Consider the following 22,689-nt stretch of genomic DNA (forward strand, 5'->3'; position numbering starts at 1 on the left):
AGAATCCGGACTACTGACGCGGTTTCGCGAGGGGGAAGGCCAGCGTCTCGCGGATGCTGCCGCCCGTGATCAGCATGACGATTCGGTCGACGCCCATCCCGAGACCACCCGTCGGCGGCATCGCGTGTTCGAGGGCTTGAAGGAAGTCCTCGTCCAATTCCATCGCTTCTGGATCGCCGCCGGCCGCGAGCATCGACTGCTCGGTGAGCCGGTTGCGCTGATCCACGGGGTCGGTCAACTCGCTGTACGCGGTTCCGAGTTCGACACCCCACGCCACGAGGTCCCACTTCTCGGCGACGCCGGGGATGCTGCGATGCGGCCGGGTGAGCGGAGACATCGAGGTGGGGAAGTTGGTGTAGAACGTCGGGAACTCCGTGTAGTCCTCGACCAGGTGCTCGTACATCTCCTGCGCGATGGCGCCGGTATCCCAGCTGGACTGGTACGGAATCTCGTTGGCGTCGCACAGCTTCTGCAGGTCTTCGAGACTCGTCTCGGGGGAGACGTCGACACCAAGCTTTTCGGCGACGGCGCCGTGCATCGTCTTCACCGGCCACTCGCCGGAGATGTCGACCTCGACCAATTCGCCGTCCGGGCCGGGTCGCATGATGATTTCGCGCCCGAACGCTGCGACGGCCGCCGCCTGGATGAGCTCGCGGCACATCCGCATCATGCCCTCGTAGTCGCTGTGCGCCTCGTAGGCCTCGAGGATCGTGAATTCGGGATTGTGTTTGAAGTCGACGCCCTCGTTACGGAACACGCGGCCGATCTCGAACACCTTCTCCATTCCTGCGACGCACAAGCGCTTCAGGTACAGCTCGGGTGCGATGCGGAGATAGAGGTCGAGGTTGTACGCGTTGATGTGTGTCAGGAACGGAGCGGCGTTCGCGCCGCCGTGCACCTGCTGCAGGATCGGGGTCTCGACTTCGAGGTATCCGCGACCACCGAGTGAATCGCGAAGCGACTTCACGACGGCACTTCGAGCTTCGAGCAGTTCGCGGGCCTTCGGGTTGAGGGCGATGTCGAGGTACCGCTGGCGGACTCGGGTCTCGGGATCCGAGAGGCCCTTCCACTTGTCCGGCAGCGGGTGCAGGCACTTGCCGTTCATGCGCCACTCGGCGGCGATGAGCGACAGCTCGCCCTTGCGGCTACGCCCGATGGTTCCGCTCACTTCGATCAGGTCACCGAGATCGAACTCGGCGGCGAACTCCGCCAGCTTCTCCCGGCCGACGTTGTCCTGGTCGACCAGAACCTGGATGTCGCCGGACCAGTCGCGCACGTCCGTGAACACGACTCCGCCGTAGTCGCGAACCCTCAGCAGGCGTCCCGCGATGCGTACGCGGGTGCCCTCCGGCGACTTCGCTGCGGCTGCGATCGTATGCGTCGGCGGGTAGGCGACGGGGTAGGCGGCGATTCCTTCGTCGGCCAGTTGCGCGAGTTTGTTCATGCGCACGCGGACCTGCTCGGGTCGACGCGGACCGTTGGTCGTGAACGACGGCGCCGAGTCCGGCGGGCTGCCGTCGGCGTGCAGTCCTTCGGAAGTCACCAGAGCTGCCGGCACCGCCGCATGTGTTCCGGTGTGCTTGACGACCTGGCTCGACTTGCGTCCGAAACTGGGCAGAACCACAAAGCCTTCGGCGATGGCCGACGCGAATCCGACGCGTGGAAGCTCACGGTTGTCCTCGAAGCAGAGAAAGCGCGGCTCCCAATCCGGCTGGTACTTCACGTTGGAGCGGTACAGCGCTTCGAGCTGCCACCAGCGGGAGAAGAAGACGAGCACCGAGCGCCAGATACGGAGGATCGGGCCGGCGCCGATGCGCGAACCTTCCTCGAACACCGAGCGGAAGACGGCGAAGTTGAGCGAGACCCGCACGACGCCGATCTCGTCGGAACGTGTGGCCAACTCCGAGACCATCAATTCGACGACACCGTTGGGTGCCGTCGGCTTGCGACGCATCAGGTCGAGCGAAACGCCGTTCGGTCCCCACGGCACGAGCGAAAGCATGCCGACGACGCTTTCGTCCTCCGTGCCTTCGCCCATGACGGCTTCGACGAGGAGGCAGTCGCCATCGAGGTGATCGCCCAGTCGGCCGAGCGCCATGGAGAAGCCGCGCTCGGTGTCGGTGTCACGCCAGTCGTCCGCGCGGATGATGACGGCCGCCATGTCCTCCGGCGGGATGTCGCGATGACGTCGCATCCGCACGGTGACGCCGTGGCGCCTGACGCGGGTGACGGCCTGGCGCACCGGGCGCATGTCGCGTCCGTTGAGATTGAACTCGCGGGTGCGCAGGATCGCTTCGTCGCCGAGTTGCAGGACGCTCAAGCCTGCCTTCTTGTACGCCGTCGCCCCGGTTTCGCTGGCGCCCATGACGGCTGTCGCCCAGCCGTACTGCGAGGCCAGGTCCTGCCACGCTTCGATGGCGTGCGGCCACGCCTCGGGATCGCCGATGGGATCACCACTGGCGAGGCAGACGCCGATCTCGACGCGGTACGTGATCGCGGCCTTGCCGCTCGGCGCGAAGATGACGGCCTTGTCGCGGCGGGTGGCGAAGTAAGCGAGGGAGTCGTCGGCGCCGAAGTTCTGGATCAACCCGCGGATCGCGGATTCGTCGTTGCCGGTGAGGGCGTTGTTGGAGCGTTGCGCGCGGAAGAGCGTCATAACTGCGGCGAGTAGTGCGATGGCGCCGAGGAGACCGAGGACCGTGTTGACGAAGACGCGTGGATGGCCGTCGAACACCTCGTTGTCGACCGAAGCCGCCGCGGTGACGCGGTTCAGGGCCCAGAGGAATCGTTGGTTCTGCGGCAGGTCGCCCGGGAAGAGTTCGACAAGGCCCCAACCGATCACGGTCGCGACAGCCATGCCGCCGATCAGTACGCCGAGCGCTTTCCAACCGGCGCCGCGTCGTACGCGTGTGTAGAACTCGGGCCTCGCGGCGATGAGGATTCCGATCACGACAAGCAGAACGACAGCGGCGACTGCGTTGTTCGGGTTCTTGTCGACGATCGTGGAGGCGATGTTGGTGAGGGTGATCAGCGCGAGGTAGATCGTCAGCAGCCACCAGGCGATGCGCTTGCGACTCGCGAGGGCCGCGGCGAGCAGGGCGACGACGAGCGCCCACGACAGGCTCGTATCCGGTGCGTCGAAGTAGTAGCTGTCGATGTATTCGCGTGGGACGCGGAGGATGTGCCGCAGTACCGGCGAGATGCTCCACAGGAACACCAGTACGGAGAAGACTCCGAGGATCAATCCCGAGATATGGGGAACCTGGCTGAACCGCCCTTTGCGGAATCGCCGCGCCTGGCGCGGATTTTCGGGTGGCGATTCCACCAACTCTGCAGTGGTGTCCGATACCTCGGTCAATGGTGCCATCGAGCTTCCTCTCCTACCGGTCGATCAGATCCTCACGCTAAGTGTGGTCTGTCGTGTCCAGTTTTGTGGGAGGAGGAAGATGATTGACATGACCGACAACATTCCAGCAGTACCCATCCGCGACGAAATGATTCGGCTCGGTCAGTTTCTCAAGCTCGCGAACCTCATCGAATCGGGCGCGGAGGCCAAGGAAGTGATCGCCGACGGCATGGTTTCGGTCAACGGTGAGGTCGAAGATCGTCGGGGCCGCCAGCTTCGTGACGGCGATGTCGTCGAGATCGGCGGGATGGCCGCCAAAGTGGAAGCCCCCGCCTGATCCCGCGACTTCTGACTAGCTTTCGCGAACGACGACGCCGTCCTGGTCGCTGTAGACGATCTCGCCGGGGTTGAAGGTGACTCCGCCGATTTCGATCGGCACGTTCTTCTCGCCCGAACCGGTCTGAGTGCTCTTGCGCGGGTTGGTGCCCAGCGCCTTGACGCCGATGTCGAGGGTGCGCAGGATCGCCGAGTCGCGGACAGCTCCGTTGACGATGACGCCGGCCCAGCCGTTGTCGACGCCGCGGCCGGCGATGATGTCGCCGACCAGGGCGGTGTGGATGCTCGCGTCACCGTCGACGACGAGGACTCCACCGTTGCCCGGTTCGCTGAGGGTCTGCTTCACGAGCAGGTTGTCCTGGAAGCACTTGATGGTGGTGATGGGGCCGGCAAAAACCTCACGTCCACCGAACTGGGTGAACTGCGTGTCGCAGCTACGGATGTCGGGTCCGATCTCGTCGGCAAGGTCAGCGGTCGCTACAGGCTCGGTCATGCCCCACAGGATAGTCGGCGGGGCTCGGGCCTAGTTGTCGTCGGGGAGTATGCCGTTCAGCACTATGTCGGCAAGAGAATCGGCAAACGGTCCCGGGTCCGAGACGTCGCGAACCGACATCGCGAAGATGGCCGCGCCCGCCATGATGTCGAGAAGAGCGTCGGCGTCGACGCCGCTTCGGATGTCGCCGCGCTCCCTCGCCGCTTCCAGTCGACGGTTCAGCTCGACGCGGACTCCGGCCAGTTGCCGCACCACGAGAACGTCGCGTAATTCCGCGTTTGTTCGCACTTCGCTCATCAGTCCGGGCGCAGCGGCCCGGGTGGCGGGAGCGGCGAACAGTGCCACCGCGCCCTGCACAAGCGCGCGAATCTGATCCGCGATCGTGCCCTCGGCGCCGAGTTCGGTGTCAATGTCCGCGCCCTGTTCGACGTCGAGCACGGGGTAGATCGCGTCGTTGACGATGTGTGCCTTCGACGGCCACCGACGGTAGATGGCTGGACGCCCGACTCCCGCGCGCGTCGCGATGGCGTCGATGGATGTGCCGGCGTACCCCTTTTCCTCCAACAGTTGCCTGGTCGCGTCCAGTACTGCGTCGTCGATTGCAGGGTTTCGCTGCGGGCCCAGGCGGTGCTGAGTTTCGGAATCTTTGGACATTTTGGGCAAATCCCTTGCGGTATCGCTGTGATGGCCGTTACATTCTGTCACGGCTTTAGTCGTTACATATTGTATCGACTATCGGCACGTGCGCATCGGCGCCACCGAACCACGAGGAGTGGTGATGAACCTTCGAACCGAAACAGAAACCTCAGGCGGAGATCCCGACTACGCCGAATTCGCCAGGCCCGGCGAATCCCGCAACGACCCGGCAGAGATGCGACGCAGCCTCGAAGGCTGGCTCACGACCGTGCTGTGGCGAGGCTCGAAACCCTCCGTGACCTCGGTTGAGGTGCCCGCCGCGAACGGCATGTCCAACGAGACCGTGCTGTTCGATGCGACCTGGATCGAGGACGGGATTCGAGCCGGGCATCGCCTGGTCGCCCGCATCGCTCCACGAGACAGTGCGGTGCCGATCTTCCCGTCGTACAACCTGGACCAGCAGTTTCGGGTCATGAGCGCCGTCGCAGCTCACACGTCGGTGCCGATTCCGCGCGTGTACTGGTCCGAGAGCAACCCGGACGCGCTCGGCGGCGAGTTCTTCGTGATGGAACGGCGCGAGGGCGAAATCCCGCCAGACGTCATGCCGTACACGTTCGGATCCTGGCTCTCGGAGGCTTCAGCGGCCGACTGTTCTCGGCTCCAGCAGTCCTCGGTCCGAGTGCTGGCGGAGTTGCACGCTATGGCCGATCCACACCTCGCTCTCCCCGAGTTGTGCCGCGATGGTGCCGAACCGACTGGGGCAGAAGCACTTCGCTCGCACATCGAGGACCAGCGACGCTACTACGAGTGGGCAACAGCCGACGGACCGGGATCTCCGTTGATCGAGCGCGGCTTCGACTGGATCGAAGCGAACTTTCCCGTCGATGCCGGTTCCGCAGTGCTCTGCTGGGGTGACTCGCGGATCGGAAATGTCATCTACCGCGACTTCGAACCAGCGGCGGTCCTCGACTGGGAGATGGCCACACTGGGGCCGCGTGAGCTGGACCTCGGCTGGATGATCTTCCAGCACAGGTTCTTCGAGGATCTCGCTGCCATGGCCGGACTCCCCGGAATGCCGGATTTCCTTCGTCGCGAGGACGTGGCAGAGGCCTACCGCTCGCTTTCGGGCCACGAGGTTGCAGATCTCGATTTCTACATCGTGTACGCCGCGCTGCGGCATGCGGTGATCATGTTCCGAGTCCAAAGTCGCGCAGTGGCTTTCGGTCAGGCGGAATTCCCCGACAACCCGGACGAGATGATCCTGCACCACAAGACACTCGAAGCCATGCTCGACGGCACCTATTGGGAATCGCTCGCTACAGCCACGCTCACAACAGCGTCGGTCGCAACAGGAGATGCACGATGACACTGTCCCCGCTCGACGACTACCCGGTACATCAGACCGCCGAGACTATCCGCCACGTGGGCACCTCGGATCGAAACTTCTACGACCGCTACTACTTCAACTGCCATGCTGGCGTCGACGGCGACAGCGAGCCGCTGTTTCTCATCATCGGTCTCGGTCAGTACCCCAATCTTGGTGTGTGCGACGGCTTTGCGGTTCTTCGGCGCGGCGACGACCATATCGTCTTCCGGGCATCCCGCGCCTTGGGTGACGATCGTATGGACCTGTCAGTAGGCCCGTTGAGGATCGAGATCATCGAGGGTCTGCACCGTCTGCGGGTGGTGTTGGACCCGAGTCCCGAAGCGCCGGACCTGAGCTTCGACCTCACCTTCGAGTCCGACGGCCCCGCCAATCTCGAGGCCAGACATTTCCATCGCCAGCTCGAACGAGTCACCTTCGACACGCAACGATTCGTGCAGACCGGAACATGGTCCGGATCCCTGACCGTCGACGGCGACGTCATCCCGGTCACCCCGGAGACGTGGCGGGGTAATCGCGATCGATCCTGGGGTGTTCGACCGGTCGGCGAGGCGGAACCTCCTGGACGCAAGGCGGATCCGTCGATCGCCGGTAGTCAGAACTTCTTCTGGATCTACTCGATCATGCAATTCGGGGACTTCACCGTCGTCACGGTCGTTCAAGAGGATCAGCAGGGCCGCCGAATTCTGGAGGATGCGACACGCGTCTGGGCGGATCGTTCGCGCGAGCCGGAGTGGTTGGGTCGACCGGACCACCAGCTCACCTTCATTTCCGGTACCCGCGAGGTGAAGAGCGGAACTCTGTACTTTCGGCGTCCCGGTGCACCAGGCGAATCCGACCACATCCTGGAGATAACCTGCGAACCGATTCTGCCCAACTACATCGGTGTCGGTACGGGCTACGGACTCGAGCAGGATTGGCGCCACGGGATGTGGCAGGGAGAACTGGTGGTTCAGGGCCTGCGAGAGAAGGTTTCGGACATCGAACCGTGGAAGAAGATGCTGTGCCCGGTCGACAATTTGGCCCGGTTCACCCTTGTAGAAGACGGCCTGACTCGCACCGGGACAGGACTGTTCGAGGTAGCAGTCATCGGACCCCATCAGCGATACGGGTTCACCGGAATCGGTGACGTCGCACCGTAACTCCAGCTCACCAAACCGCAAATCCCAAACCAAAGAGAGAGACACTGCCACATGTCCACACGCTCACGAATGTTGTTCGCTCGCACTGCGAAGGCCGCCGCACTTGTTGTCACCGGAGGCCTGTTGTTTGCCGCTCCCGCCACGGCCATCCCGCTCGACTTGGGCTCTCTCAACACGGGATCGGTCGATCTCGGCTCGCTCGATCCCGTGCTCGCGCCGACACCGAACTTGGCCTCCGTGGCCAACTTTCGCGACGTCGCCGGCAATGACGGTAGGGGATACGCCACCGTCGACGGCTCGCACCTCAAGCGCGGCGTCATCTACCGGTCCAATGCGCTGACCGCGACCAGCGACGCAGACAAGGCGACGCTCACCGGCCTCGGACTTGCCGACGCCTATGACCTCCGCGGTTCAACTGAGATCTCCAACCCGTTCATCGGTGGCGCGGACAAGCTCCCGGACGGTGTGACGTACACGAACATCCCCATCGAGTTCAAGGATCTCACTCAGCTCGCCACAACGATCAAGTCGCCGGAAGAGGCCAAGCAGTTCTTGGTCGACACCAACCGCAGTTTTGTCACCGACCCTGTGCGCCGCGCCGGCTTCAAGCAGGTTCTCTCGGACATCGCTGCTGGTGACGGGGTGCAGTTGTTCCATTGCACTTCAGGCAAGGACCGCACGGGTTGGACCGCGATGTTGCTGCAGACCATCGCTGGTGTCCCCGCCCAGACGATCATGGACGACTATCTGTTGAGCAACACCTACCTTCAGGCGACCAACGAGAAGATCCTTGCGCAGATCTCTCAGGCCCTGAGCCCGCAGGTAGCGACCAATCTCGAGCCAGCCCTCGGTGTCGATGCGTCGTACCTGGAAGCTGGACTCGCGCAGATAGCCAGCGATTACGGAACCGTCGACGGTTATCTCACCGAAGGTCTCGGACTCACTGCGGACACGATCGCGCTTTTGAAGGCCAAGCTCGTCGACTAGTTGCGCGCCGCTAAAACGCTTGAACGAACGAGTACCAGTCGCCGTCGAACTCCTGGTATCCGATCTCGCCGTCGCGGCGGGGCTTGCCGAGATATGGTGCGCCGTCCGGTAAGTACGCCAATCCGATCGAATCGATCAGACCGCCCTCGATGTGGAAGCGGCACCCGTTGCCGACGGGCCAGACCTGCAGGACCCGGTAGACGCCAATTGTTTGGTTGTCCAACGACTTCTGGCAATCCGCGGCCACTGCTTCGAGCGAATCTTTCGACAATGCAAACGCAACACGCGAAGGGGCGGACAAGGTCACGAGCGCGCCGGTGACGAGGACTATCACCGGCGCGATCGTGCTCAAACGGAGCGTTTTGTACTTCATCCAACCAATCAGGCTGAGTATCAACCACACTCCACCCAAACCCAGCAACACTGAGGCGGCGAGCGCGAAAAACGGAAAGTACACAACCGGCGGCATGAAGGACCACACGATGACGCCGCATGTGAGAGCGACAAGCACTGCGATGACAACTGCCATCACCTTCCACCAGGATGCCGGACCTCCGCGCTTAGTTATCGGATCACCGTCAGTCATCGGACAACCCTTGCACAAGGCAGTAATTGTGGGGTGGCAACGAATGGAATTGTTGCCGCTGGTTTACGTCGAGGCCGTCGTGCGTTGATCCGAGAGTTGGTCACTTTCAGCGCCGGCTATCTCTCTGATGCCGGAGGGTATGGTCGGATTGTGAACCAGGATCTGATCATTCGCCGCTACCTACCCTCGGATGAGGATGTGGTCGTCGACCTGTGGTCGCGCGCTGCCCGTGAAGCCCATCCGTTCCTTACGGGTGAGGGAACGGGCGAACGGGAGCAGAAGATGCGAGAGGTCTATCTGATTCAGGCCGACAATTGGGTGGCTGAGCACAACTCCGAAGTTGTTGGCCTGTTGGGAATGATCGGCTCCGAAATCGGGGGACTGTTCGTCGCGCCGGCATCACAGGGGTTGGGAGTCGGGAGGGCGTTGGTCGAACACGCCACAACCATGCACGGCGAGGTAACGCTCGAGGTGTACACCCTCAACGATCGCGCCCGCAGGTTCTATGCGCTGATGGAGTTCGAAGAAGAGGGGCGCCGACACGATGCCGAGACGAACCACGAATTGATCACCCTGCGTCTTACGGCGCGAGACTCCTCCGTCACTCGGCCATGAGGGATACGGATGAGCCCAGAACGGGCCTGACATTGTGCACAGATCTGACGGCTACCGATTGGCTGGTCGATCAGGATTTGCCTTGGTATCAGTTGGCTGGGCGCGGCCCGATCGGATTTCCGAAGTATGCGCGCCTGCGGTTCATCCCAGATCCGAGCTTTCCCGGTCAGAAATCCAATGATGTCGATTTCGATCAAACCGGGCCGGAAGAGAAAGTGCTGATCGGCTTCGCCCTGGATGTGTTGTCCACTTACACAACCACACCCGACGAGTGCTATTTCTGCATGTGGACCGGGTGGGGGTCGGCAGTCGGTGATGACGTTCCGCGGTTCGAGATCCCCAATCGTGACTACTGGCTCTTCCGTGGAACGCTTGCCGACTACGCCGATTGGAGCGTGGAGAACTCAGCTCGTTGGCCGTGGGGTTCTTCCCCTGATCCGGCCTTCATCTGGCCGGCGGATCATGCATGGTGCATAACCAATGATGTCGACCCACATTTCGCGATCATCGCCGCCCCTGAGGAAGCGATCAATCGAATTGTGGCCGATTCGCGGATCGATGCCGTCCTCGACGACCCGGATATCATTCCGCCGTATTGGCACTGACGACCGATCACGGCCAAGTCTCGAGTTCGACTACCAGCGTGTTCCAGCGGACGCCGAAATTTGTGGGGACCCGACCCGTCTCGCAGTACACCGTCGGCCCGTCGAAAACGACGTTGAAGAGACCGGAATGAATTGTCGTCAAGAGTGTTTCGTGTTGCACGAGGTGGCCGGGCCGCGCTTTCACCCGTACGCGCCCGGTGGGCTGAGTGCGGTATTGCGTCCAGAGGTAGCGATCCCACACCAGGCAACCTCTCAACCGCACCTCGCCGACGCTTCCGACATCGTCGCCGATCAGTGTCGTAAATCCGTGTCCGAGATGGGCTATGTGCTCAGTGCGGCCGTCGATTGTCACGGTCGCGATGCGTGCATCGATTTCGCAGCACACCTCGGCAGGAAGGTCCAACATTTCGGGACTGGCCCAGTAGGTCGTCGGTTCGCAAGTATCGCCAGGCATGGGGGTGTCGCGCCACGGTTCGAGATCCTCGAGCATCCAGAGTTGCGCCACCGTGCAAGTATCCCAACGCACCTACGCTTGGGCTTGCTGGTCTGCCTGCAGGTGCTTGACCGGGCATCCCGTGGGGAAGGTGCCGAGGTCTTCGACCTTGTAACCGTTCGGGTGGCTGCGGATGTTGGGTAGCTCGCGGGCGAATTTCCGCTTCGTACGCACCGGGAAGAAGCGCAGCAGACGCGCACGGACCTTCAGCGCACCGCGCGAGACGACGCGCATCGCGGTGCTCGGGTGCTTGTAGTGGAAGGCGTCGAGTAGGTGATCGTCCATGAGGGCGAACGCGAATCCCTTGACCAGAGCCTTCGGCGCCAGGTTGTTGGGCGGGAAGGTGCACATCAGTTCGAGGGTGGAATCAGCGACGGCCCGCGCTCCGGAGTCGAATGAAAAGTGTTCGCGCTCATAGTCGTCGAGAAGTTTGACGAACCCCTCGTAGGTGTCAGGAGTGTCTTTGATGTTCATGTACCGACCCAGGTGGCGGTAATAATTCGTCGACCCGACGATCTCGTTGTCGGTCATCTTCCGCCAGCCGTACTCGTCGAGCCATCTGACCGGCGTGACGACAAAGGTGGCCAGAACGTAGAGCATGTCCTCGTTGGAGATGTCGTACGAGCCGTGCATCTGATTCATTCGACGGACGCTCTTGCGGCCTTCGGTGCTGCTGAGGCCGTGCTCGAGGATGGCGTCGAGGATCAGGCTGGTGTCGTCGTAGCGCTTTTGAACCTTGTCGGTGAACTCGCCCGTCGAGAAGAGGAGCTTGCCGATGGAAGGGACCGCGTACGTGCGAAAAAGGGCGAAGCTGAGCGCCTGATTGATGTCCCAGGGAAACTCTTGCGCCGCGAGAATGCGCGACATCTCTTCGTAATCGGTTTCGGGATCGAGTCGATCCGTGCGACTGCGGAGGTCGTAGCGCTTCATCTGAACACTCCCTGGGACTGGTCTGCGCACTGCAGAGGTAGGTGTGAGCTGCACCACCGACTGTAGTTCTGACAACATGCGTTGTCTAGGGGTGTGAATAGTCGACTTTCCATCGTTTCGGGCGTTGTACCAGGGGTATCCGGAAAGTGTTGTCGACCCGAGGAGCAGCTATGAGCGTCACACGCACGGCCGGGGTTTTTGCGGCCATCGGATTACCGATTGCCGCGAGCGTCATGTTCGCCGGAGTCGCCTCGGCTGATCCGCCCCACCCTTTCGGCGGCGCAGCCGTCACCATCGGGTGCCCGAATCAGGGGTCACTGGCCTCGTTGACCGGGCTCACCGGCCAGTCCGGACCAGAGTCCAATCCGCCCATCGCCAAGGGTGATATTCGCTTCGATTCGTTCCCGGCAGCCGCGCCCATTCCGGCGGCGGGTCAGGTGACCGTTGCGTGGGTCAACACCGACACGGGCAAGTCCGGAATCGTCGACCTGGTAGGGGCGTACCCGTATCTCTCTGCGACGGTGAATACCGGCGTCGGCAATGTCGTTGCGACGGCGTTCGGTTCGATCAATTGGGGCAGTAGTCCCATCTGCCAGTCGAATCCGACGATCGGCAGGTTCATAGCCTGATCTTCGGCCCCTGATCGTCACAGCCTGAACGGGCACAGGGTTGGCGGTATCGCGTGATTATCTGTCATCTCGGAGATACCGCCGTGTCCGTCCCATCCCATATTCTGAAACGTGTTAGTTGAAAGCATATTTCAGGGATGGAAAAGGTGGCGACGTGAACGGGTCGAGCGCGCGTCAGTTGATGAGCCAGATGCTCGTCGAGAAACGAAACAGTCTTGCGCCCGAAATGGTCGGCATGCGCTGCGAGGGTGCTCGCCGCATGCACGGCCTCAGTCGGCGTGATGTCGCGCAGATAGCCGACATCAGTTTCAATCACTATCAGCGGCTGGAACAGGGTACGTCCGTTGGTGTTTCGGCTCCGGTCATCGTACGTATCTGCGACGCCTTGTTGATGGAAGACGACGAGAAGGCGCACATGCTGGCGTTGCACCAGGCATGGGCGCGCCCTCGTCGACCGCTGGCTGGATCCCGAGTTGCCGGACCTCAGGCCGCCGGTGAAATCTCCGGTAGGCAGCGGGCCAGTTCGTCCGGCGTGTAGAAGAAACTCCCGGCGCTCACCGGAGCGCACGGGGCAGCAAATGCTGTCTCGCGCTCGTTGTAGAGCATTCGGACCAGCCGTTCACCGTCCGGTCCGGCGTAGACGTCCCACTGCACGTTGGCGGCCATCGGGCTGACATTCGCTCCGCGCCAGGGGTTGTTCGCGTAGGTGTAGAGATCGCCCTCGGCCTGCGAGACGGTGCTTCCCGGCAGTTTCAGGAGCGCAGCGAAGGGGATGATCGTTTCTGCGTGTGCAAACCGGAAGTCCGCTCCCGGTACGGCGGCGTCGCCGGTGTGTTCCTGCAAGCCGCGCAGGAACTCGTCGCGCAGGACGGTTGCCATCCGGTAGGTGACGTCTTCACCGGTGAAGCCAGGGCCCTTGGCGTAGAAGTCCTCGGCGTCGTTCGTGTACGCGAGCCACTGAGCGTCGTCGGAGTCGATGAACCGCTCGAAATTCCACTTGCCTTCTTCGGCCATGCCCGGAGTGATGATGTACGTGTTGTACAGCATGTACGCGGCGTCGACCTCGTTGTCGATCGTGCTGGAACCCTTGCCGCGGTCGACGAGTGAGAACTCGCCCGCACTCAGCCGGTTCACGAAGTCCTCCGAGTAGAGCCTGAGCATCATGTGCCGCGAGACCTCGCGGGTGCGGGGAAGATCGGCGATCTGGTCGTCGACGGCTTTCAGTCGAGGATCCGACTCTTCGTAGTCCTTGTAGTCGGCGTTTGCATCCGAGTCGTGGAAGTAGAGAAGGTCGGCATCCGTGGTCACCGGCGCAACATCGCCGGCGACGGCCGGAAACGCACCGGTCAGGCCCTGAGCGAAGTTCTCGGCGCTGTCCACGGCACGGTCGACGCCCGACGAAGTCAAAGTGATGGTGCCCTGTTGCGCTGCGATGGCGTCGAACAATTGCGGGAGGCGCTCGGTGACGCGCGCTCCGAGCTGCCGATGTTCGGTGACCCCGAGTCCGCTGAGGTTGCCGTACCCGAGCTTCTTGTTGGCGGCCATGAGATCACGAAGCGCCGGGCCGAATTCCTTGCCGACGGGTGTCAATGCGTTCTCGGCTTCGGCGATTTCCCACAGCTGCAGGCTCAGGTCGTCGTACTTCAGGCTCGACAGTGCTCTGGAACCATGGCGCGCAACACTTTCCGTGTACACCGGGATGTATCCGGTCGGCGGCGCCTGATAGTCGGCGATGCGCTGGCCGGGAGTGTAGGGCGTCTTGGAGGTGAAACCGCCGTTGCTGACGGTCGGTGTCTCTGTCGAACCGGAACTCGAACCGGCGTCGAGCGAACCGAACGGTGACGCCGTGGCGATCGACTGAACGCTGCTGGTGACAAGCACGAGTCCGACAGCGCCGGCAGCGGCCAGCACGCCGAAGCGTGAGCTTCGCATGGTGAGTTGATCCTCTCCGTCGGTGCCGAGGTGACACGACGGAAGGAAAGTTAGAACAGCTAAGCGTCCGAATTGCACCTATTTGCCCATGTGCAGATGGACGCGGGGTTACAAGTTTCGGATCCGCGGAGCTCAGGAGGGTTTGGCGGCAATCCCGATCGACACGGAGAGCGACAACGCGATGAGGGTCATGGCCAGCCACTGGTAGCTCTTGGGCGTGGGCTGCTTCTTACGTCCGAACTTGCTCACTGATGTCTCCCGTTTGTCCGTGGGTACTCAGCACATATTACTGTTCCATTACCCCGATTGCGTGGTCGACCTAAAACTGTGCGCGATCAGACAGCAGGCGGACCGTGAAGTCCGCCCGCTGCCCTGTGATCAGGAGGTCGTGCGCAGCTCCCGTCGCAAGATCTTGCCGGTGACGGTCTTGGGCAGTTCCTCCACCAGCACCACGGAGCGTGGGTACTTGTACGCCGCCATCCGCTGCTTGCAGTGATCGATCAGATCTTCCGGGGTGACGGACGCCCCCGCGACGAGGCTGACAAACGCCTTCACCGTCTCACCGCGGTATTCGTCGGCGATCCCGACGACTGCCGCCTCACGGACTGCGGGGTGCTCGGCAAGAACGTCCTCGACCTCGCGTGGCCACACCTTGTAGCCGGACGCGATGATCATGTCCTTCTTACGGTCGACGACGTAGAACCAGCCGGCTTCGTCCATGAAACCGACGTCGCCGGTGTGGAACCACCCGTCGCGAATGGCCGACGCACTCTCCTCCGGCTTGTTCCAGTAACCGCGCACCACCTGTGGACCACGGACGACCAATTCGCCGATCTCTCCGATCGGCAGGACCGCACCGCCCTCGTCTTCGATGCGGACCACGGTGTTGGGTACTGGAACGCCAACGGACAGTGCCCCGGACGTGGGGTCGACGGGGGTATCTGCCCCGACGGGAACGGCGTGAGTGGGCGACGTGGTCTCGGTCAGCCCGTAGATGTTGTGCAGCGCAGTACCGGTCATGGCGCGGACTGCCTCGGCGGCTGTCGGCGAGATGGGTGCGCCGCCGGAATACAGCAACCGCATGGAGGTGAAGTCTTCGGGCGCGCAACCCGGAGTGTTGAGCAGTGCGGTGAACGCAGTGATGGCGCCGACTGTGAATGTCGGGCGGTGCTCACGAATCGCGTCGAGCATCACCTCGGGCTGGAAGCGATAGGCCAGCACCAGCGGCATTCTCGCCAAGACGGACACCGCGATGTGACCGATCAACCCCGTGATGTGGAAGAGCGGTGCTACGCCGAGAACCGTGTCTTTCGGGGTGAGCCCCAGCCAGTCACGGTAGACCTGGGCGTTGAAGGTCATGTTCGCGTGAGAGGTCATCGCTCCCTTCGGCGGACCTGTGGTTCCCGACGTATAGGTCAGTACCGCAATGTCTTCCGGTGCAGCGTCGGTAGTGATCGGATCGCCGAGACGATGCTGGTCGATCAGCGTCGCGAGATCATCGGTACCGAGATCCTTCTTCACGATTCCGTCGAAAACCCGTGGATCGTTGCGGCTTTGGTACTCGAGTTCCGAGGTGGTGATGACTCGCCTGACCGGCGAGTCGGAGACGACGTTGCGGCCGACGGACTCGTAGAGCCCCTCGAGAGCGATCAGAACCGCTGCTCCGGAATCTTCGAGTTGGTATCCCAGTTCTCGTTCACGGCTCATGGGATTGATCGAGACTGCGACGCCGCCGGCTTTCCAGATTCCGGCGAGGGCGAGCACGAATTGCGGAACGTTCTGCAGGAAGAGTGCGACACGGTCTCCCTTCGTCAGACCACCTGCTCGTAGTGCGCGGGCCAGGGCGTCACTCTGCTGATCCAGTTCAGCGAAACTGAGTTGACCGTCGAAGTACTTCACAGCCGTGGCGTCCGGATCAGAGCGGACCGCCGCTGCCAACATTTCGAGCATTGTGGGCTGTTCGACGTCGATGTCGGGGGGAACGTCGTTGCGGTACAACGCCAACCAAGGGCGATCTTCGTATGTCATTTGATGGCAACCGGATTCACGGGAGAGCCGCTGGCCTTGGCAACCTTGAGCGGTGCGGCGACGTACAAGAACGTGTACTGGCCGTCGGACGCGCAGTCCGCGGCCAGCTTCTCCAGATCGCAGATCTCGGTGAACACCACACCGAGATTGCGCATCAATGCGTTGTGGAGAACCAGTGCCACACCGTTTTCGGGGTCGGTGGTGACCTCGTTGGCAATGGTGTCGGTGACGAGGTTCGGAATCTCCATGTCCTGGAACCACTGGACGAGTTCGGGGCTGTAGATCAAGCCGGGCTCGCAGAAGCCCTCGTAGAAGGCTTCGCCCTGGTCGAAGAACAGCTTGAGGAAGTTGGTGCGGATGACGAGAATGTCACGCTTCTCGATGGTGACGCCCTGCGCTTCGGCACAGGCCAAAAGATCATGGTGCGTGAAGGTTTCGGCCTTGTCGAGGTTCTCCTTGCCGCGGAACTTCGCCATGTCGAGAAGTACTGCGCGTCCGACGACGCCGCGGTCGGCAATCGGTTCGACGCTGGCCTTCTCCAGGCCGCCGACAGTGGTATCAGCTGAGTATCCGTTCCACAGGGCGCCGTCGTACCAGACGTGGCCGAGTGCGTCGTACTGCGTCGAGCCCTGCAGGAATGCGTCGATCTTGTCGTCCGCGTAATGCAGGCCGCCGGGGAAGTTGGGGGCGTCGTCGCCGTCCCAGCTGCTCTCGTCGAAGATCTGTGTGCGCTCGGCGGGGCTCCGGCCCGGCCAGACCGGATCACCCTTGGGATCGCCGATAAGACGTTGGAGTGTGAACACGGAACCCTGCTTGATGGTTCCGACGCCGCGAAGCACCTGTCCGGCGTCGAGGTAGTTCAGTGAACCGACCTCGTCGGACTCTCCCCACTTGCCCCAGTTGCTGGGTGCGTCGCGCAGGAGTTCTCCAAGATATGGCGCCTCGGTCATGGTGATTCGATCCTCTCGCTACCGACACCGAACGATCGCTCGGGCGGACCTGGGTCTTTGTGATCCACATCATGTTCAGGCCGATAACTAGTAGTCAACACGTTCATAGATTTCCGTGGTCATCGCATTGTTGGAAATCCTATGTTCGGCAATACTGAACACTGTGACCGAATTTGAGAATGCTGTCCTGATCGGGGCGTCGATCCGGCAAGTGCGGCGTCACAGCGGGCTCTCGCTGCGTGAATTGGCCAGGCGTCTCGATGTCAGCCCGGCCACCCTCAGCGCTGTTGAGACCGGAAAGACCAGAGTCAGCGTCGACCGGTTGGCGGCAATCGGAGGGATTCTCGGAGTGCGTTTCGACGCTCTGCTCCCGGCTGCGATAGTGCGTCCGCCGGAACAGCCGCGGTGGGGAGGCGACGACGCCGACCCGGACGCACATTTTCGCCCGAACGAGTGGCGAAGGTTCGGTCCGAGTTCGTTCGATCCGGTGTTGGCGGCCGCGCTCGCGGAGATGGTGAAGACCGGATATCACGGCGCTGCGATGCGTGAGATCGCCAAACGTGCGCAGATGAGTGTTCCGGGTCTGTATCACCACTATTCCAGCAAGCAACAGATGTTGGCCGAAATTCTCGACCTCACCATGGCTGAACTGAACACGAGATCGTTGGCGGCTATCGAAGAGGGCGAAAGTCCCGACGAAAGATTGGCTTTCCTTGTCGAATGTGTGACCTTGTTCCATATCTATCGGGGTGATCAAGGATTCCTCGGCGCCAGCGAAATGCGCAGTCTCACAGCCGAGAACAGGTTGCGCATCACGGAATCACGCAACTACCAGCAATGGTTGATGACGAAGCAAGTGGACGACGGAATCGCCGCCGGTGTGTTCGAGACGGATCGGCCGCGACAGGCCGCGCGTGCGATTGTCGTGATGTGTGTCTCTGTCGCGCAATGGTATCGGCCGAGTGGGCCGCAAACGCCCGAGGAAATTGCACGTGACTACGTGCGTTTTGCGCTCGATCTGGTGCGCTTTCAGCGACCGTGACGGACGTCATCCGGTTCGGGTGATGCGCCTGCGGGCAAACGGGTCCATGCTTGGAAGGTATCCGTACCGCGACTCGAGTAAGGAACGAAACCCAATGTCTTCCAATCTGTCTCACAAGGCCTACATGATCGGTGCCGGCATCGGAAACCTCTCGGCTGCCGTCTATCTGATTCGAGACGGTGAGTGGAACGGTGAGGACATCACCATCATGGGCCTGGACATGCACGGAGCGAACGACGGCGAATCCGCCGCTACGTTTCAGCACCAGTACGGCCATCGCGAACTCGGTAACGACGCGGGTTTCATCAACCGCGGCGGACGCATGCTCAACGAGGAAACCTACGAGAACCTCTGGGACATATTGAGTGCGGTTCCGTCGCTGGACAACCCGGGAAAGTCGGTGACGGATGACATTCTCGACTTCGACCACGCGCACCCCACGCATGACGTCGCACGGTTGATCGACCGAGACGGTATTCGCAACAAGGGCGAGAACGATTACAAGCACATGCAATTCGACAACAAGGACCGGTACTTGTTGACGAAGCTGATGACGATGCCGGAGTCGGACGAGGCAAAACTCGACGACATCAGCATCGAGCAGTGGTTCGAGGACACTCCGCACTTCTTCACCACCAACTTCTGGTACATGTGGGAGACCACTTTCGCTTTCAAGCGGGTGAGTTCGGCGATGGAGCTTCGCCGGTACATGAACCGAATGATTCTCGAGTTCAGCCGCATTCAGACGCTTGCGGGTGTCACCAGGTCCCCGTACAACCAGTACGAGAGCATCATCTTGCCGATGCGGACCTTCCTCGAAGGTAAGGGCGTGAAGTTCGTCAACGAACTGAAGATCACCGAATTCGTGTTCAAGGACACCCCGCTTCGAGACGAGATCATCGTGACGGGACTCGATTACGAGAACGTCCGCACCGGCGAGAAGGGCCGAATCGACGTGGCGGAAGGCGATTTCGTCTTCGACACCAACGGCAGCATCACCGACAGTTCGTCGATCGGCGATCTGGATACTCCGATCGTCGAAGACATGAGATACGCACCGAGTGCGCTGCTGTGGAAGCAGGCCACCGAGCATTTCTACGATCTCGGGAATCCCGACAAGTTCTTCGGGGACCGGGCGCAGAGTGAGTGGACCAGCTTCACCGTCACCACTTCGTCACACGAGCTCATCAACGAGATTTCCCGAATCACCAAGCAGCTCCCCGGAAATGCACTCAACACGTTCGTGGACTCGAACGTGCTTCTGTCGATCGTGGTTCACCATCAGCCGCACTACCACGCGCAGAAGGAGAACGAAGGAGTCTTCTGGGGTTACTGTCTGTTCCCGCGCAAGGACGGCGACTACGTGAAGAAGCCGTTCATCGAGATGACCGGGCGCGAAATGCTGGAAGAGACTCTCTGGCATCTCGAGGCGCTCGACGAGAGCGGGACGCTGGCCGCGCGCCGACAAGAGATTATGGACAGCGTCGTGAATTCGATTCCCAGCCACATGCCTTACGCCAGTGCGCTGTTCAATCGGCGAGCCGTCGGCGACCGGCCGCTGGTGGTGCCGAAGCACTCCAAGAACCTGGCGTTCATCAGTCAGTTCGCGGAGCTGCCGTTCGACATGGTGTTCACCGAGCAGTACTCGGTGCGCTGCGCTCAGGTAGCCGTCTACAAGTTCCTGGGGATTCCGGAAGACAAGCTCACCAAGATGCATCACTACGAGAAGGATCCGAAGGTCCTCGCCAAGGCCGCAGTGACGATGTTCCGCTGAGGGGTGCTCAGCGACCGTGCCGCTTCTCGTAGTCCTCGCGAGTGCGATCGGCACGGCGCTGGGCCTTCTCGTCGAGCAATTCGGGATCGAGTCCGTGGCTCAGCAGGCGGTGACGGCGGTAGATGGTCCCGAGCGCCACGACGAAGTACGCGAGCGGGATGAGCAGCAAAGCCATCATGGCCAAGGGAATCCAGATCGGTCCCGGAATCAACAGGAACAGCAGAAGAATCAGCGTCGCCGGCACGGTGAAACGAATGATGTAGCGAGCCTGCGCACCCGGTCCGACCAGATCGTTCCGCACCCAGTCCTGGTACCGGTCGGGGAGCGTCTTCCCCAGGAGGTATCCGCAGTACTGGGGAAAGTTCGGGCGAGTCTGTTCGGCCATGGCCTCCAGGATAGTGCCTGGTACTGCCGCTTACGCCGGTGCCTTGAACGTGCGTCGGTAGGCGCTCGGTGAAACGCCGAGCGCCTCGTTCATGTGTTGACGCATCGATGTCGCGGTCCCGAAGCCGGTTCGAGCTGCAATTGCATCGATCGACAGATCGGATTCCTCCAGCAATTCACGTGCCCGATCGACGCGTCTGCTGGTCAACCAGCGGTTCGGTGTGGTTCCGACTTCGTCGCGGAATCGACGGCTGAAGGTGCGGACGCTCATGTTGGCACGCGTCGCCAGGTCTGCCAGCGTGATCGGATCGCCGAGATGTTCGAGGGCCCAGTGCCGAGCGTCGGCAGTCGATTCCGAAGGCTTGTCGGCCAGTGGGCGGCGGATGTACTGCGCTTGGCCACCGTCGCGCCACGGCGGTACGACGCAACGCCTCGCGACGGTGTTCGCCACTTCCATGCCGTGGTCGCGCCTGACGATGTGCAGACAGAGATCGACGCCTGACGCCACGCCGGCCGAGGTCAGGATGTGGCCTTCGTCGACGAACAGCACGTCGGGATCCACGTTCACCTTGGGATAGACACGCTGGAAATGGTCGGTGTTGCGCCAATGCGTCGTAGCGCGGAGTCCGTCGAGCAAACCGGCCGCGGCGAGGATGTACGAACCGGTGCAGATCGAGACCAGCCGGGTCCCCGGGCGGATGCGGTCGAATGCTGCGGCCAATTCGGGGGAGAGATAACCCTCGTCGAAGGCCGGGCCCAATTCGTACGACGCGGGGATGACGACGGTGTCGGCGGTGGCGAGCAACTCGCTCCCATGGTCGACCGAAATGCTGAAGTCAGCGTCGGTCCGGACGGGATTGCCGTCGACGGTGCACGTCAGGATCTCGTACAGCGGCCGATCCTCGACGTCGAGGGCACGCCCGAAGATACGCGCGGGGATCCCGAGTTCGAAGGGAATGACTCCGTTCAGAGCCAGTACGACGACGCGATGCGGACCAGACATGGCTCGATCCTTTCATATATTGGCAATCTGGCCACTGTTCTCGATCGAATCCGAACTGCAGAATTCTCTCTGTGACTTCTGAGACCGCTCTCCCCGAATCGGGCCCGCAGCAGGTGAGACCCCCGCGCTTTCACCGCGCGTGGTCCGTCGCGATCGTGGCATTCCTGGCATTGGTCGGTGCGGCGAGCTTCCGCGCTGCCCCATCGGTGCTGATCGATCCGCTGCACGAGGATTTCGGGTGGTCGCGCGCCAGCATCTCGGCCGCCGTCTCGGTCAACCTGATCCTGTACGGGCTGACCTCGCCGTTCGCCGCTGCCCTGATGGAAAGGTTCGGTATCCGGGCGGTCGTCACTTCGGCGTTGGCGCTCATCTCGCTCGGCAGTGGTCTCACGATCTTCATGACCTCGAGTTGGCAGCTCATTCTGCTGTGGGGTGTGTTCGTCGGCCTCGGTACGGGTTCGATGGCGCTGGCGTTTGTCGCCACCGTCGTCGATCGCTGGTTCGTCGAAAAGCGTGGTCTCGTGACCGGCATCCTGACGGCCGGTGGTGCTGCCGGTCAGCTGGTGTTCCTGCCCGTCCTGGCGAAGCTCGCGGAAACGTACGACTGGAGGAGCGTCGCCTTCACAGTTTCGTTTGCCGCACTGGCCGTCGTGCCGTTCGTTCTGCTGTTCCTGCGTAACTATCCGTCAGACGTGGGAACGACGCCGTACGGCGCGCCCGCCGATTACGCCCCACCCGCCAAGCCTGTCTACCAGCGCGGCGGTGCCGGAGGCCGGGCGATCTCGGTGCTGGTGATGGCGTCGAAGACCAAGGTGTTCTGGCTTCTCGCCGGTACCTTCGCGATCTGCGGCGCGAGCACCAACGGACTGATCGGAACGCACTTCGTCCCGGCGTCGCACGATCACGGAATGCCGATCACGACGGCCGCGTCCCTGTTGGCGTTGATCGGAATCCTCGACATGGTCGGCACCATTGCTTCGGGTTGGTTCACCGACCGGATGGACTCGCGAAAACTTCTCGGCATCTACTACCTCTTCCGCGGAATCTCGCTGCTCTTCCTGCCGCTGCTGCTCGCCAACACCGTGAATCCGCCGATGATCGCGTTTGTCATCTTCTACGGGCTCGACTGGGTGGCGACGGTTCCGCCGACGGTCGCGCTGTGCCGTCAGCACTTCGGCGCCGACGCTCCCATCGTGTTCGGTTGGGTGCTGGCATCGCACCAGATCGGTGCAGGTCTGGTGGCCTTCTTGGCCGGCCTCGTTCGTGATCAGATCGGCTCGTACGACGCTGCCTTCTTGGTGGCCGGCGCGCTCTGCGCGATCGCTGCAGTCATGTCGTTGTTGATCGCAAAACGTCCGAAAGAGGCAGTATTGGTTGACTCTGTCTGATTCGGC

At 62.0% G+C, this 22,689-nt stretch carries 22 protein-coding genes; 11 read left to right on the forward strand and 11 right to left on the reverse strand.

Features of this window, described 5'->3' with window-relative positions; translation table 11 throughout:
* Positions 1-10: 10 nt before the first annotated feature.
* The gene (lysX, locus tag FEZ59_RS05975; RefSeq protein WP_047889516.1) at positions 11-3,367 is read right to left on the reverse strand and encodes a bifunctional lysylphosphatidylglycerol synthetase/lysine--tRNA ligase LysX; all 3,357 of its coding nucleotides are present in this window, start codon (positions 3,365-3,367) and stop codon (positions 11-13) included.
* 88 nt (positions 3,368-3,455) lie between these two features.
* Between lysX and FEZ59_RS05980 the strand changes: the two genes are divergently transcribed.
* Positions 3,456-3,683: an RNA-binding S4 domain-containing protein gene (locus FEZ59_RS05980; protein ID WP_003943569.1), complete on the forward strand. Its 228-nt coding sequence runs from the start codon at positions 3,456-3,458 to the stop codon at positions 3,681-3,683.
* Between the two features lie 15 nt (positions 3,684-3,698).
* Here FEZ59_RS05980 and rraA read toward each other — a convergent pair whose 3' ends face one another.
* Together rraA and FEZ59_RS05990 are read right to left on the reverse strand one after the other, a co-directional pair.
* Positions 3,699-4,175, reverse strand: coding sequence for a ribonuclease E activity regulator RraA (rraA, locus tag FEZ59_RS05985; protein ID WP_003943552.1), 477 nt, complete (start codon positions 4,173-4,175; stop codon positions 3,699-3,701).
* A gap of 30 nt (positions 4,176-4,205) precedes the next feature.
* On the reverse strand, positions 4,206-4,829 hold the full coding sequence (locus FEZ59_RS05990; RefSeq protein WP_029254121.1) for a TetR/AcrR family transcriptional regulator: 624 nt from the start codon (positions 4,827-4,829) through the stop codon (positions 4,206-4,208).
* A gap of 124 nt (positions 4,830-4,953) precedes the next feature.
* Between FEZ59_RS05990 and FEZ59_RS05995 the strand changes: the two genes are divergently transcribed.
* The 3 genes from FEZ59_RS05995 to FEZ59_RS06005 are packed head-to-tail and all read left to right on the forward strand — an operon-like array spanning position 4,954 to position 8,324.
* Complete coding sequence (locus FEZ59_RS05995; RefSeq protein ID WP_172932411.1) at positions 4,954-6,177, forward strand: phosphotransferase family protein; 1,224 nt, start codon at positions 4,954-4,956, stop codon at positions 6,175-6,177.
* Positions 6,174-7,337: a hypothetical protein gene (locus FEZ59_RS06000; RefSeq protein WP_172932412.1), complete on the forward strand. Its 1,164-nt coding sequence runs from the start codon at positions 6,174-6,176 to the stop codon at positions 7,335-7,337. Before FEZ59_RS05995 ends, FEZ59_RS06000 begins: the two co-directional genes overlap by 4 nt.
* 51 nt (positions 7,338-7,388) lie before the next feature.
* A complete protein-coding gene (locus tag FEZ59_RS06005) occupies positions 7,389-8,324 on the forward strand; it encodes a tyrosine-protein phosphatase (protein ID WP_019746272.1) in 936 nt (311 codons plus the stop codon).
* A gap of 10 nt (positions 8,325-8,334) precedes the next feature.
* On the opposite strand, the gene FEZ59_RS06010 is transcribed toward FEZ59_RS06005, so the two are convergent.
* Positions 8,335-8,910 carry a hypothetical protein gene (locus tag FEZ59_RS06010; protein ID WP_202022598.1) on the reverse strand — a complete coding sequence of 192 codons (576 nt, stop codon included), beginning with the start codon at positions 8,908-8,910 and terminating at the stop codon, positions 8,335-8,337.
* 150 nt (positions 8,911-9,060) lie between these two features.
* Here FEZ59_RS06010 and FEZ59_RS06015 point away from each other — a divergent pair, with 150 nt between their 5' ends.
* Together FEZ59_RS06015 and FEZ59_RS06020 are read left to right on the forward strand one after the other, a co-directional pair.
* Positions 9,061-9,525, forward strand: a complete 465-nt coding sequence (locus tag FEZ59_RS06015; RefSeq protein ID WP_172932413.1) for a GNAT family N-acetyltransferase — start codon at positions 9,061-9,063, stop codon at positions 9,523-9,525.
* Entirely contained in the window at positions 9,522-10,130 is a 609-nt protein-coding gene (locus FEZ59_RS06020; protein ID WP_172932414.1) for a hypothetical protein, read from the forward strand. Before FEZ59_RS06015 ends, FEZ59_RS06020 begins: the two co-directional genes overlap by 4 nt.
* Positions 10,131-10,137: 7 nt before the next feature.
* On the opposite strand, the gene FEZ59_RS06025 is transcribed toward FEZ59_RS06020, so the two are convergent.
* Positions 10,138-10,635, reverse strand: coding sequence for a hypothetical protein (locus tag FEZ59_RS06025; RefSeq protein WP_080909338.1), 498 nt, complete (start codon positions 10,633-10,635; stop codon positions 10,138-10,140).
* Between the two features lie 21 nt (positions 10,636-10,656).
* Positions 10,657-11,553 (reverse strand): oxygenase MpaB family protein, encoded by an 897-nt coding sequence (locus FEZ59_RS06030; protein ID WP_172932415.1) that lies wholly within the window; start codon positions 11,551-11,553, stop codon positions 10,657-10,659.
* A 170-nt stretch (positions 11,554-11,723) separates the two neighbouring features.
* Here FEZ59_RS06030 and FEZ59_RS06035 point away from each other — a divergent pair, with 170 nt between their 5' ends.
* On the forward strand, positions 11,724-12,182 hold the full coding sequence (locus tag FEZ59_RS06035; RefSeq protein WP_019746277.1) for a hypothetical protein: 459 nt from the start codon (positions 11,724-11,726) through the stop codon (positions 12,180-12,182).
* Between the two features lie 154 nt (positions 12,183-12,336).
* Positions 12,337-12,720 carry a helix-turn-helix transcriptional regulator gene (locus tag FEZ59_RS06040; protein ID WP_153213374.1) on the forward strand — a complete coding sequence of 128 codons (384 nt, stop codon included), beginning with the start codon at positions 12,337-12,339 and terminating at the stop codon, positions 12,718-12,720.
* Here the strand turns inward: FEZ59_RS06040 and FEZ59_RS06045 are convergent.
* The 3 genes from FEZ59_RS06045 to FEZ59_RS06055 all read right to left on the reverse strand — a co-directional run bounded on the left by FEZ59_RS06045 (position 12,666) and on the right by FEZ59_RS06055 (position 17,092).
* Positions 12,666-14,114 carry a histidine-type phosphatase gene (locus tag FEZ59_RS06045; RefSeq protein WP_172932416.1) on the reverse strand — a complete coding sequence of 483 codons (1,449 nt, stop codon included), beginning with the start codon at positions 14,112-14,114 and terminating at the stop codon, positions 12,666-12,668. The two genes, FEZ59_RS06040 and FEZ59_RS06045, sit on opposite strands and share 55 nt — an antisense overlap.
* A 378-nt stretch (positions 14,115-14,492) precedes the next feature.
* The gene (locus FEZ59_RS06050; RefSeq protein WP_172932417.1) at positions 14,493-16,142 is read right to left on the reverse strand and encodes a long-chain fatty acid--CoA ligase; all 1,650 of its coding nucleotides are present in this window, start codon (positions 16,140-16,142) and stop codon (positions 14,493-14,495) included.
* Positions 16,139-17,092, reverse strand: coding sequence for a cyclase family protein (locus FEZ59_RS06055; protein ID WP_003943547.1), 954 nt, complete (start codon positions 17,090-17,092; stop codon positions 16,139-16,141). Before FEZ59_RS06055 ends, FEZ59_RS06050 begins: the two co-directional genes overlap by 4 nt.
* Positions 17,093-17,207: 115 nt before the next feature.
* On the opposite strand from FEZ59_RS06055, the gene FEZ59_RS06060 reads away from it, so the two are divergent.
* Positions 17,208-18,134 carry a TetR family transcriptional regulator gene (locus FEZ59_RS06060; protein ID WP_172932418.1) on the forward strand — a complete coding sequence of 309 codons (927 nt, stop codon included), beginning with the start codon at positions 17,208-17,210 and terminating at the stop codon, positions 18,132-18,134.
* 46 nt (positions 18,135-18,180) lie between these two features.
* Positions 18,181-19,908, forward strand: a complete 1,728-nt coding sequence (locus tag FEZ59_RS06065; RefSeq protein WP_172932537.1) for an oleate hydratase — start codon at positions 18,181-18,183, stop codon at positions 19,906-19,908.
* A 7-nt stretch (positions 19,909-19,915) separates the two neighbouring features.
* On the opposite strand, the gene FEZ59_RS06070 is transcribed toward FEZ59_RS06065, so the two are convergent.
* Together FEZ59_RS06070 and FEZ59_RS06075 are read right to left on the reverse strand one after the other, a co-directional pair.
* Complete coding sequence (locus FEZ59_RS06070; protein ID WP_003943558.1) at positions 19,916-20,293, reverse strand: DUF5313 family protein; 378 nt, start codon at positions 20,291-20,293, stop codon at positions 19,916-19,918.
* Between the two features lie 30 nt (positions 20,294-20,323).
* Positions 20,324-21,295, reverse strand: a complete 972-nt coding sequence (locus FEZ59_RS06075; protein ID WP_172932419.1) for a helix-turn-helix domain-containing protein — start codon at positions 21,293-21,295, stop codon at positions 20,324-20,326.
* A gap of 71 nt (positions 21,296-21,366) precedes the next feature.
* Here FEZ59_RS06075 and FEZ59_RS06080 point away from each other — a divergent pair, with 71 nt between their 5' ends.
* Positions 21,367-22,683, forward strand: coding sequence for an MFS transporter (locus FEZ59_RS06080; protein WP_172932420.1), 1,317 nt, complete (start codon positions 21,367-21,369; stop codon positions 22,681-22,683).
* The last annotated feature ends 6 nt before the right edge of the window (positions 22,684-22,689 follow it).

The organism is Rhodococcus sp. MS13 (genome assembly GCF_013277835.1).
Lineage (GTDB): Bacteria > Actinomycetota > Actinomycetes > Mycobacteriales > Mycobacteriaceae > Rhodococcus_F > Rhodococcus_F erythropolis.

What these genes read in the sequence shown, in the direction of transcription:
- FEZ59_RS06030 (WP_172932415.1), bottom strand. Translation starts at nt 11,553, where the DNA reads ATGAAGCGCTACGACCTCCGCAGTCGCACGGATCGACTCGATCCCGAA.
- FEZ59_RS06075 (WP_172932419.1), bottom strand. Translation starts at nt 21,295, where the DNA reads ATGTCTGGTCCGCATCGCGTCGTCGTACTGGCTCTGAACGGAGTCATT.
- FEZ59_RS06020 (WP_172932414.1), top strand. Translation starts at nt 9,522, where the DNA reads ATGAGGGATACGGATGAGCCCAGAACGGGCCTGACATTGTGCACAGAT.
- FEZ59_RS06010 (WP_202022598.1), bottom strand. Translation starts at nt 8,910, where the DNA reads ATGACTGACGGTGATCCGATAACTAAGCGCGGAGGTCCGGCATCCTGG.
- FEZ59_RS06000 (WP_172932412.1), top strand. Translation starts at nt 6,174, where the DNA reads ATGACACTGTCCCCGCTCGACGACTACCCGGTACATCAGACCGCCGAG.
- FEZ59_RS05995 (WP_172932411.1), top strand. Translation starts at nt 4,954, where the DNA reads ATGAACCTTCGAACCGAAACAGAAACCTCAGGCGGAGATCCCGACTAC.
- FEZ59_RS06045 (WP_172932416.1), bottom strand. Translation starts at nt 14,114, where the DNA reads ATGCGAAGCTCACGCTTCGGCGTGCTGGCCGCTGCCGGCGCTGTCGGA.
- FEZ59_RS06050 (WP_172932417.1), bottom strand. Translation starts at nt 16,142, where the DNA reads ATGACATACGAAGATCGCCCTTGGTTGGCGTTGTACCGCAACGACGTT.
- FEZ59_RS06055 (WP_003943547.1), bottom strand. Translation starts at nt 17,092, where the DNA reads ATGACCGAGGCGCCATATCTTGGAGAACTCCTGCGCGACGCACCCAGC.
- lysX (WP_047889516.1), bottom strand. Translation starts at nt 3,367, where the DNA reads ATGGCACCATTGACCGAGGTATCGGACACCACTGCAGAGTTGGTGGAA.
- FEZ59_RS05990 (WP_029254121.1), bottom strand. Translation starts at nt 4,829, where the DNA reads ATGTCCAAAGATTCCGAAACTCAGCACCGCCTGGGCCCGCAGCGAAAC.
- FEZ59_RS06070 (WP_003943558.1), bottom strand. Translation starts at nt 20,293, where the DNA reads ATGGCCGAACAGACTCGCCCGAACTTTCCCCAGTACTGCGGATACCTC.
- FEZ59_RS05980 (WP_003943569.1), top strand. Translation starts at nt 3,456, where the DNA reads ATGACCGACAACATTCCAGCAGTACCCATCCGCGACGAAATGATTCGG.
- FEZ59_RS06035 (WP_019746277.1), top strand. Translation starts at nt 11,724, where the DNA reads ATGAGCGTCACACGCACGGCCGGGGTTTTTGCGGCCATCGGATTACCG.
- FEZ59_RS06005 (WP_019746272.1), top strand. Translation starts at nt 7,389, where the DNA reads ATGTCCACACGCTCACGAATGTTGTTCGCTCGCACTGCGAAGGCCGCC.
- FEZ59_RS06065 (WP_172932537.1), top strand. Translation starts at nt 18,181, where the DNA reads ATGCTTGGAAGGTATCCGTACCGCGACTCGAGTAAGGAACGAAACCCA.
- rraA (WP_003943552.1), bottom strand. Translation starts at nt 4,175, where the DNA reads ATGACCGAGCCTGTAGCGACCGCTGACCTTGCCGACGAGATCGGACCC.